This window comes from Dyadobacter sp., from assembly GCF_039919315.1.
In the GTDB taxonomy this organism is placed as follows: domain Bacteria; phylum Bacteroidota; class Bacteroidia; order Cytophagales; family Spirosomataceae; genus Dyadobacter.
Genome location: NZ_JBDSFX010000102.1, coordinates 290,530 through 306,399, shown reverse-complemented (window position 1 = coordinate 306,399; position 15,870 = coordinate 290,530). Strand labels below are relative to the sequence as shown.

Below are 15,870 nucleotides of genomic sequence, written 5' to 3'. Positions count from 1 at the left end.
ATCTGATCTGTATTAGAATGCCCCGGAAGTGTACATATTGTCCTTTTTTAATCTTTTCACCTCTGATCTGAAAGTATCCGAATTCTTGGCAGCGTCAATGGTGATCGCGTACTCTTCTTTCTGAAATGCTTTTACAGACTGATTCCAAAACTGCATACAGGGCTGAATTTCTCTCATATAAACGAACTCCGGCCCATGGCCCAGAATGCATTCGTAGATAACAATGCTAACGTATTTGGATTTTCGGGAAAGCAGCGCTGTTTGGAACTGGGATAACTCATGCGGCGTGGATTCGAGTGGTTTGGAAGTAAAAACCAGTGTTTTATACAAAAAGGAAGTGTCTGAATTGGCACGTCCAAACCAGCATTCCAGCTTTACATGGATCAGCGCATCCGTAGTGTTGACAATGTGGAGCGTTAGCAGGGCCTGGTCTCTTGCCACGGGAATCCAGGCATAAAGGTCTGTTAATCTGCTCCTTAAAAACGGTAACGCCAGAAAAATCAGCGGTATACATAGAATGACTAATCCTGCGACCTTATTTTGCCAAAACAGCAACGCCAGCACGATAATCCCGAACAGTCCAGCCAGGTAAAAGATGCCCAGCGCCCAGCCAACAGAACTGTCTCCCGAAGGAGGAGGTTTCCGCAGATAATTGTAAACGGTGATGCAAATGAAGATACAGAATACCGAAAGTAAACCGTAATAAGTGTATGTGATCATGGTGAATTTTAAACAAACCTAATGCAGCTGCGAATTATTGCCCAGTTCGGTGCATCCTTCCACGGTTACATTGATAGAAGAATTATCTTCAAGGTCTTTTACAGACCATTGGTCTACTACTGTTTTAACGTTTGCCATTGCAAGCCTGGTTTAACTTTTTGTTGTACAAATTAACTTTAACAACTTGTCATTAAGACTTAGCAATTATTTAACGGCAACTAAAAATAGCTGATCGAGCATCACGGAATCTTGTCGAAATAGGCTTTGGTAATCTTCCTGATTTTGCCGTCGCTTTTGGTCATAATGTACATTTGCTTCGAAAACAGATCATATTCTATTCTTAGGTCAACCCGTTTCGATCCCGACATTTCTACCAGATTGGTCTCCTTTGAACCTTGCATAATCGAGAGCTCATGTACAGGGGCGGGAGACAAATATTTATCTACCGGAACATAGAAAATCCGCCCACTCACAATATCGCCGAAAACGTATTGATGCTTCAAAGCTTCCAGCGATCCTTCATACACCGCCCCGCCACTGATCGCATTTCCGTCGACATGATCGTAAAGCGCAAAAGGTTTAACAAATCTGGCCGTATCAGAGGCAGGTAATTTGTATACATTTTTAAGATCCTTGTAAGAAATCCCATAGTTACCTTCCTGCAAATTCCAGCCATAATCCCCTCCTTTTACGATCACATTGACTTCCTCAAAGTTAGATTCTCCCACCTCCGCGCTGAAAAGTGTTTTTCCATGGGTCATATCCCAGTAAAGCCTGTGCGGGTTTCTGAAACCGTAGGCATAAATTTCCTTATAAGTCGCCTGATCAGGATGATTGACAAAGGGATTATCGGCAGGAATGCCGTAGTTGCCATTTTTACTATTGGTCCCTGACGGATCGATACGAATGATGGTACCTAGCAAAGAACTCAATTTATGGCAAAGCTCAGGATGTTTAGCAATCGTGGATCCTCCGTCACCGGTACCTATATATAACATCCCATAATCCGGATCATTTTTACCAATACCGGGCACAAATCCAATGTCCTGGGTGCCATGCACCCCACCTGGCACATTGATTCGGATAAGCTCGCGCCTTTTCCCTTCAAATACGGTACTTTTTACGTCATTGATTTTCCATTCCGATACCACCCATTGCATTGCTACCTTAATAGAATCCGGAAATTCATAATCTGCGCGTTGACCTTTGAAAGCCTCTGTATGAGTGATGTAGATCAAACCATTATTCTGATAGTCGGGGTGGAAAGCGAAACTTCCTAGGCCTGTACCCAGACCTGGTTCATTGACGTAGTTCTCTACCAATAGCCTGATGTCCAGAAACACATTAGCCTGCTTGCTGTCAATCCTATAAATAATGCCTCGCTGGTCACTGACAAACAATGTACCGTCGGCCGAAGGATGCGGCCGCATATTGGCAATACGCGTCCTTGGCATTTTATCGCTGGAAGGCGGTATCGTGATAAAATCTTCGGTTTCAATTTTAAGTCCGGCTTTGGTGACGGGGGCGGCAAGTCTCTCGGCTGGCGCATTATTGGCTTCGACCTTAACAACCAGCGGCTGAATGTGATGCTCATCTGTTTCCTCTCTGATATAAGCCAAAATTGATTTGATTTCGTCGTCTTTCAAAAAATCAAAAGGCGGCATGATCATTTTGTAACGCCGCGTCAAAGCAACGGCTCGTTGATTACCCGCTTCGATCGCTTTATTTGGGTTTTTAACGAAGTCAATGAGCTCCTTTTGAGATAGTAAACTGGTTACTCCTCCAAGTCTGGGGCCGATCTCCTCTTGTTCCAGGGCGTGGCAGGATACACAGTTGGTAGTGAATAATTCTTTCCCCTGAGTGCTGGTTTTGCTGTCAATTGCGACAGTTTTTGTCTTCTTAATGCCTGTGCAATTGAACAAACCAAATACCAAAACTGAAATAATGAGTGGGTAACGTAAAATTTGGAACATGTAAAGAGAAAAGAGGCTGTTAAGAGTTTAGATTTAATATGCTTTAAAGTTATAAACTGCCGGGTAACAAAAAAAGCCGGAATCGATCCGGCTTTTTTTACTTCAAAATGAGATCTAACTAATTATCCCACATTGTTTCCATCTTTATCCAATTTGACACGGGCACTTTCACTGCCTTTTGCAACTTGTAATTCATAGTATTGCTTTTTGTTTGGATCCGTAACAAGGAAAGCCTTTTTCACTGTCCAGCCAGAAAATTCATCTCCCTGGATCGTTTTCTTAATTCCTGCCGGCAGATCTTCCGGTTTCACGGCTACCTTATCTTCTTTATCGGCTTTTTGAGTAGTTGCCGCGTCTTTCTGCGTCTCCTGCTGTGTTGCCTGTGTAGCTGGTTCTGTTGTTTGAGCCTGAACAGAGGCAAATGAGATTAGCGTTAAGGTCAATGCTGATACTATTAGCTTTTTCATAATCTGTGTTCGTTTTTAACAATTGTAATAGCGTTATGTGCATTTGCACTGCTGCCATAGTTACCAACATGATTATGCCAAAACATTCAACCAATTGATTATCAATAATATATCAAATTTTTGTAGTGTGGACTAGTGTTTATTGAAATCCACGTTTTGTGGGAATGTATCCCATTGGATACAAAAAAATCCCTACCGTAGCGGCAGGGATTTTTTTCAGAAATCAGATCAAGACTACTTATCGTAACCCGGATTTTGAACCAATTTGGCATTTCTGTTGATTTCGTCACGACTGAATGGACGGAAATACATTTTGTCAACCCACGTACGGTTTTCGTGCGATTTCTCTTCCACCGGAGTGTAAGTATAATCGTAAACGCTCGTATCGTAATGGTATGGCTCCTTCATCGATTTTCCAGCTTTGAATTTACCCAAAACTGTAATGTACTGAAGAGGTCTTCCCAAAGTTGTCGGGGCGATTAACCAGCGACGTGCATCGTGGTAACGTTGTTCCTCAAAAGCCATTTCAATGCGCCTTTCCTGGCTATATGCTTCTTTCAGGGCTGCACCCGTCGCTTTCACTGCTGGCATACCGGCACGGAAACGTATCTTGTTCAACCAGGCAAGTGCCTCAGCTTCCTGACCTAATTCGATACTTGCTTCGATGTAATTGAAAGCAGTTTCAGTCACACGGATAAATGGCCATGGAATGTTCTGACGGTCGGTGTTATCGTACAATGCAGGGTTCGGGTCAATGAATTTACGCATGTAGTAACCTGTGCGGCTTCCATTCCAGTCTTCAATAGAACTGCTGCGGGTATCCAATCCTTTGCGGTTGATCAATGCTCCTTTGTCGTCCAAAAGGTCGTAAGCACCTGTCTGGATCTGGTTAGCTGGATCTTTCGCATCAGAAGGACGCGGTTTCCAGTTAGCACCGTCAAACATTACTGTGGCGTAGAAACGTGGGTCACGGTTTACATACGGGCTCGCTTTGTGTGCCGGATTGGTCCATGCGAACGGAGTACCGTCCATCATTTGATAGTCATCAACTAATAAACCGATCGGTGTGTTTCCTGCCCAGTTGTGGTACCCGTTGGGACCATTGTTCAAACCTGTCTGGCGTGCACCTTCGCTAAGGCTCGGCACAAAGTAGCGACCGAAAATGATATCGCTGGAAGCCGATGCATCCAATGTTTTATCGGCGCTACCGCCACCCATTGAAAGGGAAATGTAATTGAGCCTACCTTGTTCCGCAGTTACGGGAGCAGTCAGGTTCAACTTATAACCCCCGTTACTTGCGTCCAGAGCAGCTTTTGCAGCCACCTGAGCCGCTTGCCAGCGCGCTTTACGGTCTCCTGATACATATCCTAGGAACTCAGGATTGGTATAAGCACCGATGACAGTCGACTTTGCTTTTAAAGTAGGAATGTCATGCAGATCGCTCGCTGCATACAGCAACACCCTTGATTTCAATGCCAAAGCGGCAACTTGGGTTGCACGGCCCTTCACCTCCGTTTTTCCTTTCAGCAACAATGCTGAACTATCAAGGTCACTCACGATGAATTTCACACATTCATCATAAGTATTACGAGCTACTGAGTAGTCCTCATTCAGATTGTACACCTTTGTAATAATGGGTGCTGATCCGTAATAGCGTAATAACTGCTGATAATAGTAAGCACGAAGAAAATATGCTTCTCCCTGCAAACGGCCTTTCAGCGTTTCGTCAGTAAAAGTGGCAGTTTTCAGATTTTGAATAGCCAGGTTAGTCGCACGGATCCTGGTATACATAGGTCCCCATCCGTAGGTATCATCCACCCATCCAAGGTTGGAAGGGCTCAAACTACCTTCGTTGACCGTATTGATGTTCCGCCCCGTGTGGGTAAACACAGCTTCATCGGTAAGGGAAGCCAACATTTGCTCGCTGAAACCTCCTTGCTGAAGTCCCGCATAAATGCCTGTTACAAAACCCTCGGCAAGGGCACCGTCCTTCCAAACCTCTTCGGAGGGAATTTCAGTTGGCGGGGTCACATCCAGAAAATCTGTATCACAGGACGCAAGTCCAGCTGATGCAACCGCCGCAAAAAATATCCAATTTTTATAACTCAGTTTCATGTTTTATTCTTAAAAAGTTACACGTACACCTGCATTAAGCACTCGCGACTGCGGATAGTATTGTCCGTTTGTAGAAGTCGCTTCAGGATCCCAGATCTTGATCTTATCAATGGTGATCAGGTTCAATCCATTGACATAAACCCTGAAATTACCCAGACCTATTTTCTTACCTATTTCAGAAGGAAGGTTGTAGCCCAATTCTATGTTCTTAAGACGCAGGTAGTTATTGCTTCTCAGGTAATAGGTATTGGCGCCGGCGTTGTCGAAATTAGTATAATAAGTATTATTTCTGTTGGCAAGACGTGGCTCTGTTGAACTTGGGTTATCGATGGTCCAGCGGTGATCGTAAGCATATTGGAGGTAATTACCAATGTCGCCGGATTCGGTCTGCCCAATGTACTGAAGACCTCCAAGTGTCCCCTGGAAGAGAACGGAAAGATCAAAAGCTTTATAGCCAAGGTTGATCGAAGCACCGCCGGTGAATTGCGGACGGTTTGTTTTCTCCGAACGAACTTTGTCATCAGCTGTAATTTTGCCGTCTCCGCTCACATCCTTGAACTTCATATCGCCAGGACGAATCGATCCGGTGATACCTTTGTAATCAATGGTGTTGGCATCAATTTCTGCCTGATCTTTGAAAACGCCGCCATATTGGTAAGCCAGGAATGCATTGTAAGGCTTGCCGGTTGTGCGCTGATAAGAAGGAGCACCAGGTGTTTCGTCCCAATACTTGATCTTGTTCTTAGCATAACCCCCATTGACGCTGAACGAATACGTGAAATCATCGTGGCTTCCATCATAGCTCAGTTTGAATTCCCATCCTTTGTTTTGCAGTTTACCCAGGTTTTGAGGAGGAAGTTTTCCGTCAATACCAGCAGATGATGGAGTTGAACCTATTTTCGGGATCAGGATATTAGAACGGTTGTTCACAAAGTAATCGAATTCGAATGCAACTTTGTCGTGGAACAACGTACCCTCAATACCAAAGTTACTGTTGTTGGCAACCTCCCAGGTGAAGTTACTGTTAGCAACACGCGTTTCCAGCAAAGTTTTAGCCACCTGATCGTTGATAACGTACGAACCAAAGCCCATAGTAGACAGGTATTGATATTCTGCAAGGGTTTCTGTTCCGAGTAAATAAGGTTCTGCACCCATTTGTCCCCATGAACCGCGGATTTTTACATTGTTCATAAAGTTGATGTTACCCTTCCAGAAATCTTCTTCCGAAATTCTCCATCCTGCTGATACCCCCGGGAAGAAACCGAAACGTCCTTGTTTGGGAAATACATACGAACCATCCACACGCCAAAGGAATTCAGCAAGGTATTTTTCTTTGTAATTGTAACCCGCACGTCCAAAATAGCTCAAACGGGCACGTTTGAACAAATCAAAATTATCAATGTTTTGTTCAGCGTTACCACCTGCAAACAGCTGGTCAACCACCGGCGATATAAAATAGCGGCGGTATGCAAAAAATCCGTCTGCATCCACTTTCTCACGCTGGATACCCGCCATTACATTAAAATTATGCGAGTTGATGGATTTTTCATAAGAAACCTGACCTGTCAGCTGAACAGATTGTTCCTGTGAAGCATTCTCAGTCAAACGAGGATCGCTGAATGTAGAACGTACGGTTCCGGTCAACAATGGCGTCACACCATCTGCTTCGAATGTCTTCTTATCCCAGAAATAAAGTGTCCATGGTTTCTGAAAAGACTTCTGACGGCGTAGTTGCTTATCGATAGCAGCCATTCCAGTTACTTTCAAACCTTCCACTCCCGGAATCAGAATTTCAATTGTTCCATTGGTTTGAATGTAATCTCTTTTGTCATGATTATAACCAGTCGTATTGGTAGTGATCACCGCCGGGTTCTGACCATTTTCGATATCGGGACCAGGACGGCCGTCAGGCCAGATCGCAATTTCAGTTGGCTTACCACGCATCAACATCCGGAAGATATCCCCTGCTCCTCCACCATTTGGAAAGCGACGGAATTCTTCACGCAATGTCAAACCCAGGTTCGCGCTTACATACTTATTGATCTTCGTGTCAAGATTGATACGCATATCATATTGTTTGTAACCCGTCGCAGAATTAACATAGTTACCATCCTGATTGATATGGCCTAATGAAGCCAGGTATCGGATGTTGTCGCTACCGCCCGTCAGCTGCAAATTGTGACGCTGTTGTGGAGACCAGTTTCTAATCACCGAACCGTACCAGTCCGTGTTAGGATGTAGCAAAGGATCCGAGCCATCACCAAATTTCTTGATATCATCCGGTGTAAATACTGCGCTCAGTACATTGCCATTGTCAGTCCTTGTGTAAGCACCGTTTGTATTAAAGCCTTGCAAAGCACCACCCCATTGTCCTACCGGAAGATTGTCGTAGATCTGCAATTCATTACGGATCGTCGCATACTCAGCAGCATTTGACATTTCCGGTGTACGCGTAGGCTGTGCCATACCGAAGTTCATGTCGTACGAAAGAGTAGGCTTACCCGTCTTTCCACGTTTCGTGGTGATCAGGATAACACCATTACCAGCCCGTGAACCATAAATAGCAGCAGCAGCATCTTTCAAAACTGAGATACTTTCAATGTCCGCAGGATTAATACGATCCAAACCACCACTACGGTTAGGTACACCATCCACAACGATCAGTGCATTGCTGTTACCCAAAGAGTTAGTACCACGGATACGAATAGCCGAACCATCATATCCCGGTTCGCCGCTTCCCTGTACCGCCGAAACACCCGGAAGGCGACCACCCAATGTATTAGAAAGGTTAGCAGCAGGAGCTTTTTGAAGTTCAGCACCTTTTACAGCTGTCACTGAACCAGTTAATGTAGCCTTTTTGGCAGTTCCGTAACCTACCACAACCACCTCTTCCAATGCCTTGGTATCCGAAAGCATTTTAACGTCCAGGCTTGTTTTGCTTCCCAGGGGAATTTCCTGGGTAATGTAACCGATAAATGAAAAAACCAGCGTTGTAGAACCCGGTACGCTTACAGAATAATTGCCTTCCAGGTCCGTGACAGTACCCACTGACGTTCCTTTGGCCACCACACTCACACCAGGCAAACCCTGCCCCTGCTCATCGTTAACCTTTCCCTTCACCGTTACATCCTGAGCGTATGCACCGGCCATGACGAGCATGGTCAGGAAAAGAGAATAGAAGTACCGTGTTAGGCTCCGGTCCTTACTTCGTTTAGAAATCCTCATAGATTAAAGTATAGATAGTAGATAGTTAAAAAAAAATTAAATGAAAACTCTTAAAACTCCTTGTGCGTGATGCCAATTATCTGGTCGTCAATATCTCGTGTCGTTATTACACAATTTATTCTATAAAAAATCAGATCCGTCCTATCGTCCGAAGACCATAAAAATCCCTTCCATTTAAGTTTAAAAATCTGAGGGGGTAAGTGTAAATCAGGAAAATTTTACACTTTATTCTCCGGTTAGTACAGCACCAGGGTTCTTAGTAACCGGATGTACAAAAAGATATGAAATTATTTACATAAACAAGCATTCCCGCTTTCTGACTATGTTTTCTTAGAAAATAACCATAGGTTACTTGACGTATAGTCACTGTTGTAACCGATCAAAATGGCACGGTATATTTCTCGAAAAAGTTCAATAATTCCTGATTATTTTTTTGGTGACACAACACGATTCCAACTTGCACAAAACGATCACCTGAGATTCCCTGTCCACAAATGAAACAGGTCCCGAGGAAGGGACATTGACTATAGAACTCAAAGGTTACTTAGATTATTATGTTTTAAAAGAAAATAATCCCATAATAATTAGCTGCTTAGTTTAAGACTTCGTTTTCGTCTTTCATTCACCACAGGATAATCAAACCTACCTTTTGGTAAAGCCTTTCAAGATTCTCGATCATACCACTTTACTTCCCTGACAGTTAGCTCGAAACTGCAATCGAAATATTCTCACACTTTACCTTCATTTAATATGTTCAAAAAATTACTGACAGTTTTGCTGATTGGTTTGTTTTCCAATGGACTAAAAGCACAAAATCCCTGGAACGGTAAACTCGTTCTCCAAGGCTTTTATTGGGACTACGAAAATTCAAACTATGTGAACTCATGGGCCAACTATCTTACTGAACTATCGCCCCGACTTCGCGAATTAGGTATCGACAATGTTTGGATTCCCCCTACTGTTAAAAATGCCGGTACCAATAAAGTGGGCTACTCTCCGTTCGACCACTACGATCTGGGAGATAAATTCCAAAAAGGCTCAGTCACTACCCGTGTCGGAACCAAAGATGATTTGCTAAGAATGGTAGCTGTTATGCATGCAAATGGATTAGGTGTGATCCAGGATGTGGTGCTTAATCACGCCAGCGATGCCGGCGCTCTGAATGGTGAAGGAGGCCAGGATCCGGAGCCTGTTTATTCCCTGGCCAATGAAAGCGGCTACAAAAATTTTCGATATGTGTCCTACATCACTCCGGCAACGAGTGAAACTGCGGCCAATTATCTGGCGCGCTCAGGCAGGTGGCCTAAGAACTATGAAAATTTCCATCCGAACCAATGGACCAATACCACCTCGGGTAACTGGGCTATGGGTGGATGGGGGCCTGACCTTAGTTATGAAGATGGAAAATCATACGGTCTGAGCACCAATGCAACCTACAATCCACCTCAATATTTGAACTATAACCTTACCGAAGCCCGCAAATGGATGATCTGGCTAAAAAAGCAGACTGGCGTTGACGGTTTCAGATGGGACGCTGTAAAGCATTTCCCGCATTGGGTAGTACAGGATTTAAGCTGGAATGTAAAGTATAATGCCGGTTGGGCCAATGGCGGCGCCAGTATGTTTAATGTGGGTGAATATGTAGGAAGTGCCGGGGAAATGGATCAATACATTAATGATGTGAAATTCAGCAATGGCGGTTCAGAGGATTTGGTTGGAACATTTGATTTTTCACTCAGAGGCGGATTATATGGTATCGTCACCAGCGATGGCAATTACAATCTGGGAGATATTCCAGGGATTCAGCAAGGAAACCGGTATCGTACTGTGCCTTTTGTTAATAACCATGATACATTCAGGCCAGCCACATTTGACGCCAACGGAGATTACGTAACCTGGAACACAGGAAACGAGCTGGCAGCACATATCAACCCCGATGATGGCCGGATACAGGTAGCTTACGCCATTGCGATGGCCGTGGATGGATCGCCCCAAATATTCTTCGAGGACTTATTTGATATGTCTACAACGACCAGAAACAATCACTTGCCCGCATCCCTAGCAGACTTGCCCGTACGTGATTATCTGGCCAATTTAATGTGGTGCCATCAAAAGTTGAGCTTTAAAGCGGGAGCTTATAAAGTAAGATGGCAGGCGCAGGATGCGTTGGTCATTGAGCGATCGACAAAGGCCATCATTGCAGTAAACGATAATTGGACGGTGGGACAAACCGTGACTATTCAGACAGATTTCGGTAATAACATACAATTACATGATTATTCTGGCGCGAATGCGAGTGATGTCTGGACGGATAATACAGGCAAGGTCACGCTTTGGATACCGCCTTGTAATGGCTCCAATGTGCGAAAGGGGTATTGCGTATGGGGACCTGCGGGAGTCTCAGGAGGCTTCTCCCCTGCGGTCATTCCAACTACCCAGGAATGGGAAATGGCTGATGACCTGGGTGATTCTAATCCAAAATCATTGAAACAGGGAGGCGCCATTCCGGATTATGGTGTTTGGTTTAATTCCAGAACCGTCGGGAAAATTTATTGTGAAGCGGGTAAAAACATTCATTTGGACCTCTATCCAACGAAAACGGGAAAACTGGCTTCCAAAGTTACATTGGCCCTTTATAATCAGGACGGAACTACCCTGTTAAAGTCCGTTACCGGCAATGGGAATTTGATTATTGATTATGTAGCCAACCAAAGTAATTACTACGTACTCAAAGTCTGGAATGAGCAATTTAACTCAAAAGGCCAGAATGTATTTGTGAAAGCTACTTACACCGCTCCGCAAATTGTACCCAATTTACAGGCTTCCACAAAAAGGATGATGGCAACTTTTGATGAAAGGCTTGAAGAAAAAGAATCAAGCTTAAAAGTATTCGCTCGCCCAAATCCTGCCAATTCACAGACCCAATTTGTGTTTTGCTTGCCCGAGGACATGCCAGTCAAACTGGAAGTATTGGATATGCAAGGAAGTTCTGTGGGAACAATAGCTGATGGTAATTATTCCAAGGGAGAATACAAAGTAGACTTTGATACAAGACAATTGCCCTCAGGAGTTTTTGTCTATCAACTGATTACTCCTGCAAAAACCGTAACGGGAAAGCTCGTCAAACAATAGCCCTTGTTTTTGATGCCGCATCATCATTTTTGACTCACAAAAACCGCTAATTCATTGCTCTCTACCGATCAATAATCGGTTTTGAATTCAGTCTGAGAGATGGTTTACTTTCAATTCGAAAAACACCATCTCTCAGTTTATGAAAAAGTTACTACTCGTTTCCTTTTTTTTGCTCTCCTTCCTAAGACTTGCAGCCCAGGCACCCCAACAATTCAGTTTCCAGGGCGTGGCCCGGGATGCGGCGGGGAAGGTGATTGCGAATACGAATGTGTCGCTCAGGCTTACCATTCACGAAAATTTACCCCTTGGACCTAATCTCTATCAAGAAACGCACAAACCGCTGACTTCAAATGGAGGCATTTTCACAGTGTCGGTCGGAGCAGGAAACGACAAAACCGGAAGTATGTCAGACATTAAATGGTCAGCAGGAAGTTTCTTTTTGCAAGTTGAACTTGATGCGGCGGGTAGTAGCAATTACATTGATCTTGGCGCTACGCAGCTTTTGAGTGTACCTTATGCATTGCATGCCGGGCAGGCGGATAAGTGGAAGGATGGAGATCCGGTGGTGCAGCGGGGGAAAACGGGGGAGGGAGCAATCCTGCCTTCACTTCCGGATGGAGACTTGCTTTTATGGTATCCAAGAAAAGCGGCCCTCAGAGTAGGTAAAAATGACTCCGGCTTTGGTGCCTGGGACGAGTCAAATATAGGCAAATACTCCGTTGGCTTTGGGAATAATCCAAAAGCTTCTGGACAATCTTCTTTTTCGATGGGTACTACGAGCGTTGCCAGCGGCATCGCATCAATCAGTGTTGGTTATAATAATCAAGCTACTAATAACTACACAGCTGCGTTTGGAGAAGAAACGATCGCTAGTGGATTTGCAGCCTTCGCGATCGGGAACAGTTCAGTCGCAAGTGGAGATTTAGCATTTGCTTCAGGCAATTTTTCCGAATCGTTGGGCTATTATTCCTTTTCAGCAGGTACACATTCAATATCGAAAGCACTTTCATCGGCAACGTTTGGGCTATTCAACAATGATGACGACTCTCCCAGCCCTTTTAGTCCCTCATTACAAGACAGAATATTCCAGATTGGTAATGGATATCATGTTAGTAACCGCTCCAATGCGTTCACCATATTACGCAACGGTAATATTGGAATTGGGAATAATACATTGACTCCACAATTTCTTCTGGATATAGGAGGACGAGTACGGATTAAATATGCGCAAGGCAAAACCGCAGGTATATACTTCAATGATTCTCAAAATAATGCCGAAGGCTTTGTGGGCATGAAAACCGACAACGAAATTGGTTTCTACAATGCAAATAAATGGCTATTCTGGATGGACAATATAGGCAATAGTCACATCATTGGCACCAACTACAACACGTCCGACCTCCGCCTGAAACGAGACTTCTCCTCACTAAGCAACAGCCTTACCAAACTTAGTAACTTGAATGGCTACCATTATTTCTGGAAAGACAGTACGCTGGATCAGACACTGCAAACCGGGCTTCTCGCTCAGGAGGTTGAAGCCATGTTTCCTGAACTGGTGAAAACGGATGACAAGGGTTTCAAATCAGTTAATTACACTGGTTTGATTCCACATTTGATTGAGGCGGTGAAGGAATTAAAAGCATCCGTAGATTATCTGCAAACATTAAATACCGCCATTAAAGTACAAAATGAGGAGTTTAAGGCTCGGGCAAGTGATATGGATGGTTTTCGCAAAGACCTGAATGATCTTAAAGCTGCTGCGCAACTCATATCGAATTCTACTGTCCAACCTGGTCAACTGAATACTACTTTATCCAATTCAAACCATTCAGAAAAATGAAAATACTATCTCTTACCATCGCCCTGGCAATAACGGCACAATGGTCATATGCACAGCAAATTGTACCCTCAGGAATTTACGGAGCAGCAAATAATACTACCGTAGGAAATTTAAGTGTGAACTGGGTAATCGGTACCCTCACTCCTACGAGTATATCCGCATTGCCGGTGAAGCTTATTAGTTTCAAAGGATATTTGACTAAGACCGGTGACGCAGAACTGAATTGGAAAACAGCGCAAGAAGTCAATAACGCGGGCTTTGAAATTCAGAAATCGACGGATGGAAAACAATATGACGCCATCGGCTGGGTCGATGGCGGAGGAAATCATGAAGGCGAAAAAACTTATAGGTTTGTTGATCAATCTCTCACCACCACGAGTTATTATCGTCTGAAACAACTTGATCTGGACGGAAAATTTACGCTCAGTCGTATCGTCGCAGTAATTCCGGAAGCGGAAAGTTTAGAGCGCCTGAGTAGTTATCCAAATCCATCAAGTAATGGAACTGTCCATGTCCAGGTACCACGAAATACAGCACTTCTAACTGTCACCGACAAGCAGGGAAGAACTTTAATAGAGCAGGAAAACCCTCCTTTTCAACAAGCAATTCAGCTCCCAAACACAGGTGTCTACATACTCCGTGTACAAACAAAAGCAGGTGCAGGTACATTGAAGCTTGTTAGAAATTAAAAAACAAACAGATAAACACACCATGAAATCAATCTACTCTATTGCCTTTGCCATGCTGTTGAGCTTTCAGACCTGGGCTCAGTCTCCTAACTTATTTAGTTTCCAGGGGGTTGCCCGAAATGCCAGCGGTCAGGTGCTCGCAAATTCTACAATTTCTTTAAGATTAAGTATCCACATACCAATCAGTCTGGTTTATATGGAAACGCATGTCACTCAAACTTCTGCAAATGGAATTTTTACCGTGAACGTAGGCGGTGGGCAAGTTGTATCCGGTGGTGCGTTTGCCGACATCAATTGGCATGTCTATGATCATTACCTGCAGGTGGAAATCGATCCTGCCGGAGACAATAATTATATAGATCTTGGTAAAACGCAGCTTGTAAGTGTTCCATATTCCCTTCAGGCAACAAACTCGGATCACGCATTCCAATCGGACCGTTGGAAATATGATGACGCTATTGTTCAGAAAGGTGAAACTAATGTGGGAAGTGCTTTAGGTGCTGTGGGTACTGGCTCAAGGTTGATTTGGTATCCCAGAAAAGCGGCTTTCCGAGCAGGAGGAGTCACTAATGCCGCTTGGGATGATGTTGTTACAGGGAGGCACTCGGCTTCATTTGGATTAAATACAATGTCATCCGGTGACTATTCTGTTGCCATGGGTCAGAATACATTTGCAACTGGTAACTCTTCTCTGGCAATGGGGATTCAAAGCAGTGCAACGGGTTTAGCATCATTGGCAATCGGCGACAATAGCGTTGCCAAAGAATCAAATTCTGTGGCGATGGGCGAGCAGGTGAAAGCGGATGGACAAAGCAGTTTCGCAACCGGATCAAAAACATGGGCTGTTGGAGAATCTTCCGTTTCGCTTGGTCAGAATACCATAGCGAAAACATTCGCGTCAACAACTTTTGGCGCTTTTAATAATATTCAGGATAATCCGAGCGGCCCCACAAAGTTTTTCGCAAACTCGACAGACCGTATATTTCAGATTGGCAACGGGCTAAGCGATGTGAGTCCATCAAATGCGCTGACAGTACTGAGAAATGGGAACGTGGGATTAGGTAATAATGCTCTTGTGCCTCAATTTATTCTGGACATCGGTTCGAGAGCAAGAATTCGTCACAATCTGAACCTCACTGCCGGACTCTGGTTTAACAATTCGAACCAGGTAGCAGAAGGGTTCGTCGGGATGAAAACGGATGATCAGGTTGGATTTTATAACGGGAGCAACTGGAATTTCTGGGTTACAACGGAAGGTTACTCTTACACGCGGCTGGGCATTATCCTTACCTCCGATCGTCGCCTAAAACGAGACTTTTCAACATTAAACAATAGCCTAAACAAAATCACGAACATCAAGGGCTACCACTATTTCATGAAAGATCAGAGGACCGATCAGTCATTGCAAACCGGAGTGATCGCCCAGGAAGTGGAAGCAATATTCCCGGAACTAGTGAAAACGGACGGGGAAGGAATGAAGTCTGTCAACTACATTGGTTTCATCCCGCACCTGATCGAATCCGTAAAAGAACTGAAAGCGGAAAATGAGGGGTTAAGAAAATCTGTGAAACGTATCGAAAGTTTAGAAGCGAGCCTAAATTCATTAATTGGGCCTAATAAAACAGTTTCGGTAAAGTTTGAACAATCAAAATGATAGTTCTTTCACGCGGACAGACTTGCCAAGTTTTGAAAACGTGGCAAGTCTGAAA

At 44.1% G+C, this 15,870-nt stretch carries 9 protein-coding genes; 4 read left to right on the top strand and 5 right to left on the bottom strand.

Features of this window, described 5'->3' with window-relative positions; all coding sequences use genetic code 11:
• Positions 1 to 12: 12 nt before the first annotated feature.
• The 5 genes from ABIO93_RS30840 to ABIO93_RS30820 all read right to left on the bottom strand — a co-directional run bounded on the left by ABIO93_RS30840 (position 13) and on the right by ABIO93_RS30820 (position 8,500).
• Complete coding sequence (locus tag ABIO93_RS30840; protein WP_348073887.1) at positions 13 to 720, bottom strand: hypothetical protein; 708 nt, start codon at positions 718 to 720, stop codon at positions 13 to 15.
• 239 nt (positions 721 to 959) lie between these two features.
• Positions 960 to 2,693, bottom strand: coding sequence for a PQQ-dependent sugar dehydrogenase (locus tag ABIO93_RS30835; RefSeq protein ID WP_348073886.1), 1,734 nt, complete (start codon positions 2,691 to 2,693; stop codon positions 960 to 962).
• 122 nt (positions 2,694 to 2,815) lie between these two features.
• Positions 2,816 to 3,160 carry a hypothetical protein gene (locus ABIO93_RS30830; RefSeq protein WP_348073885.1) on the bottom strand — a complete coding sequence of 115 codons (345 nt, stop codon included), beginning with the start codon at positions 3,158 to 3,160 and terminating at the stop codon, positions 2,816 to 2,818.
• A gap of 234 nt (positions 3,161 to 3,394) precedes the next feature.
• The gene (locus tag ABIO93_RS30825; RefSeq protein WP_348073884.1) at positions 3,395 to 5,275 is read right to left on the bottom strand and encodes a RagB/SusD family nutrient uptake outer membrane protein; all 1,881 of its coding nucleotides are present in this window, start codon (positions 5,273 to 5,275) and stop codon (positions 3,395 to 3,397) included.
• Positions 5,276 to 5,284: 9 nt separating this feature from the next.
• A complete protein-coding gene (locus ABIO93_RS30820) occupies positions 5,285 to 8,500 on the bottom strand; it encodes a TonB-dependent receptor (RefSeq protein ID WP_348073883.1) in 3,216 nt (1,071 codons plus the stop codon).
• A 750-nt stretch (positions 8,501 to 9,250) separates the two neighbouring features.
• Between ABIO93_RS30820 and ABIO93_RS30815 the strand changes: the two genes are divergently transcribed.
• The 4 genes from ABIO93_RS30815 (at position 9,251) to ABIO93_RS30800 (ending at position 15,815) form a co-directional block, all read left to right on the top strand.
• Entirely contained in the window at positions 9,251 to 11,632 is a 2,382-nt protein-coding gene (locus tag ABIO93_RS30815) for an alpha-amylase family glycosyl hydrolase (RefSeq protein ID WP_348073882.1), read from the top strand.
• A 139-nt stretch (positions 11,633 to 11,771) separates the two neighbouring features.
• A complete protein-coding gene (locus tag ABIO93_RS30810; protein WP_348073881.1) occupies positions 11,772 to 13,472 on the top strand; it encodes a tail fiber domain-containing protein in 1,701 nt (566 codons plus the stop codon).
• The gene (locus ABIO93_RS30805) at positions 13,469 to 14,161 is read left to right on the top strand and encodes a T9SS type A sorting domain-containing protein (RefSeq protein WP_348073880.1); all 693 of its coding nucleotides are present in this window, start codon (positions 13,469 to 13,471) and stop codon (positions 14,159 to 14,161) included. The genes ABIO93_RS30810 and ABIO93_RS30805 overlap by 4 nt, the downstream gene beginning before the upstream one ends.
• Positions 14,162 to 14,183: 22 nt before the next feature.
• Positions 14,184 to 15,815 carry a tail fiber domain-containing protein gene (locus ABIO93_RS30800; RefSeq protein ID WP_348073879.1) on the top strand — a complete coding sequence of 544 codons (1,632 nt, stop codon included), beginning with the start codon at positions 14,184 to 14,186 and terminating at the stop codon, positions 15,813 to 15,815.
• Positions 15,816 to 15,870 lie beyond the last annotated feature (55 nt).

Bases quoted from the DNA above. Each gene is read 5' to 3' on its own strand.
- ABIO93_RS30840 (WP_348073887.1), bottom strand. From the start codon at position 720: ATGATCACATACACTTATTACGGTTTACTTTCGGTATTCTGTATCTTC.
- ABIO93_RS30835 (WP_348073886.1), bottom strand. From the start codon at position 2,693: ATGTTCCAAATTTTACGTTACCCACTCATTATTTCAGTTTTGGTATTT.
- ABIO93_RS30830 (WP_348073885.1), bottom strand. From the start codon at position 3,160: ATGAAAAAGCTAATAGTATCAGCATTGACCTTAACGCTAATCTCATTT.
- ABIO93_RS30825 (WP_348073884.1), bottom strand. From the start codon at position 5,275: ATGAAACTGAGTTATAAAAATTGGATATTTTTTGCGGCGGTTGCATCA.
- ABIO93_RS30820 (WP_348073883.1), bottom strand. From the start codon at position 8,500: ATGAGGATTTCTAAACGAAGTAAGGACCGGAGCCTAACACGGTACTTC.
- ABIO93_RS30815 (WP_348073882.1), top strand. From the start codon at position 9,251: ATGTTCAAAAAATTACTGACAGTTTTGCTGATTGGTTTGTTTTCCAAT.
- ABIO93_RS30810 (WP_348073881.1), top strand. From the start codon at position 11,772: ATGAAAAAGTTACTACTCGTTTCCTTTTTTTTGCTCTCCTTCCTAAGA.
- ABIO93_RS30805 (WP_348073880.1), top strand. From the start codon at position 13,469: ATGAAAATACTATCTCTTACCATCGCCCTGGCAATAACGGCACAATGG.
- ABIO93_RS30800 (WP_348073879.1), top strand. From the start codon at position 14,184: ATGAAATCAATCTACTCTATTGCCTTTGCCATGCTGTTGAGCTTTCAG.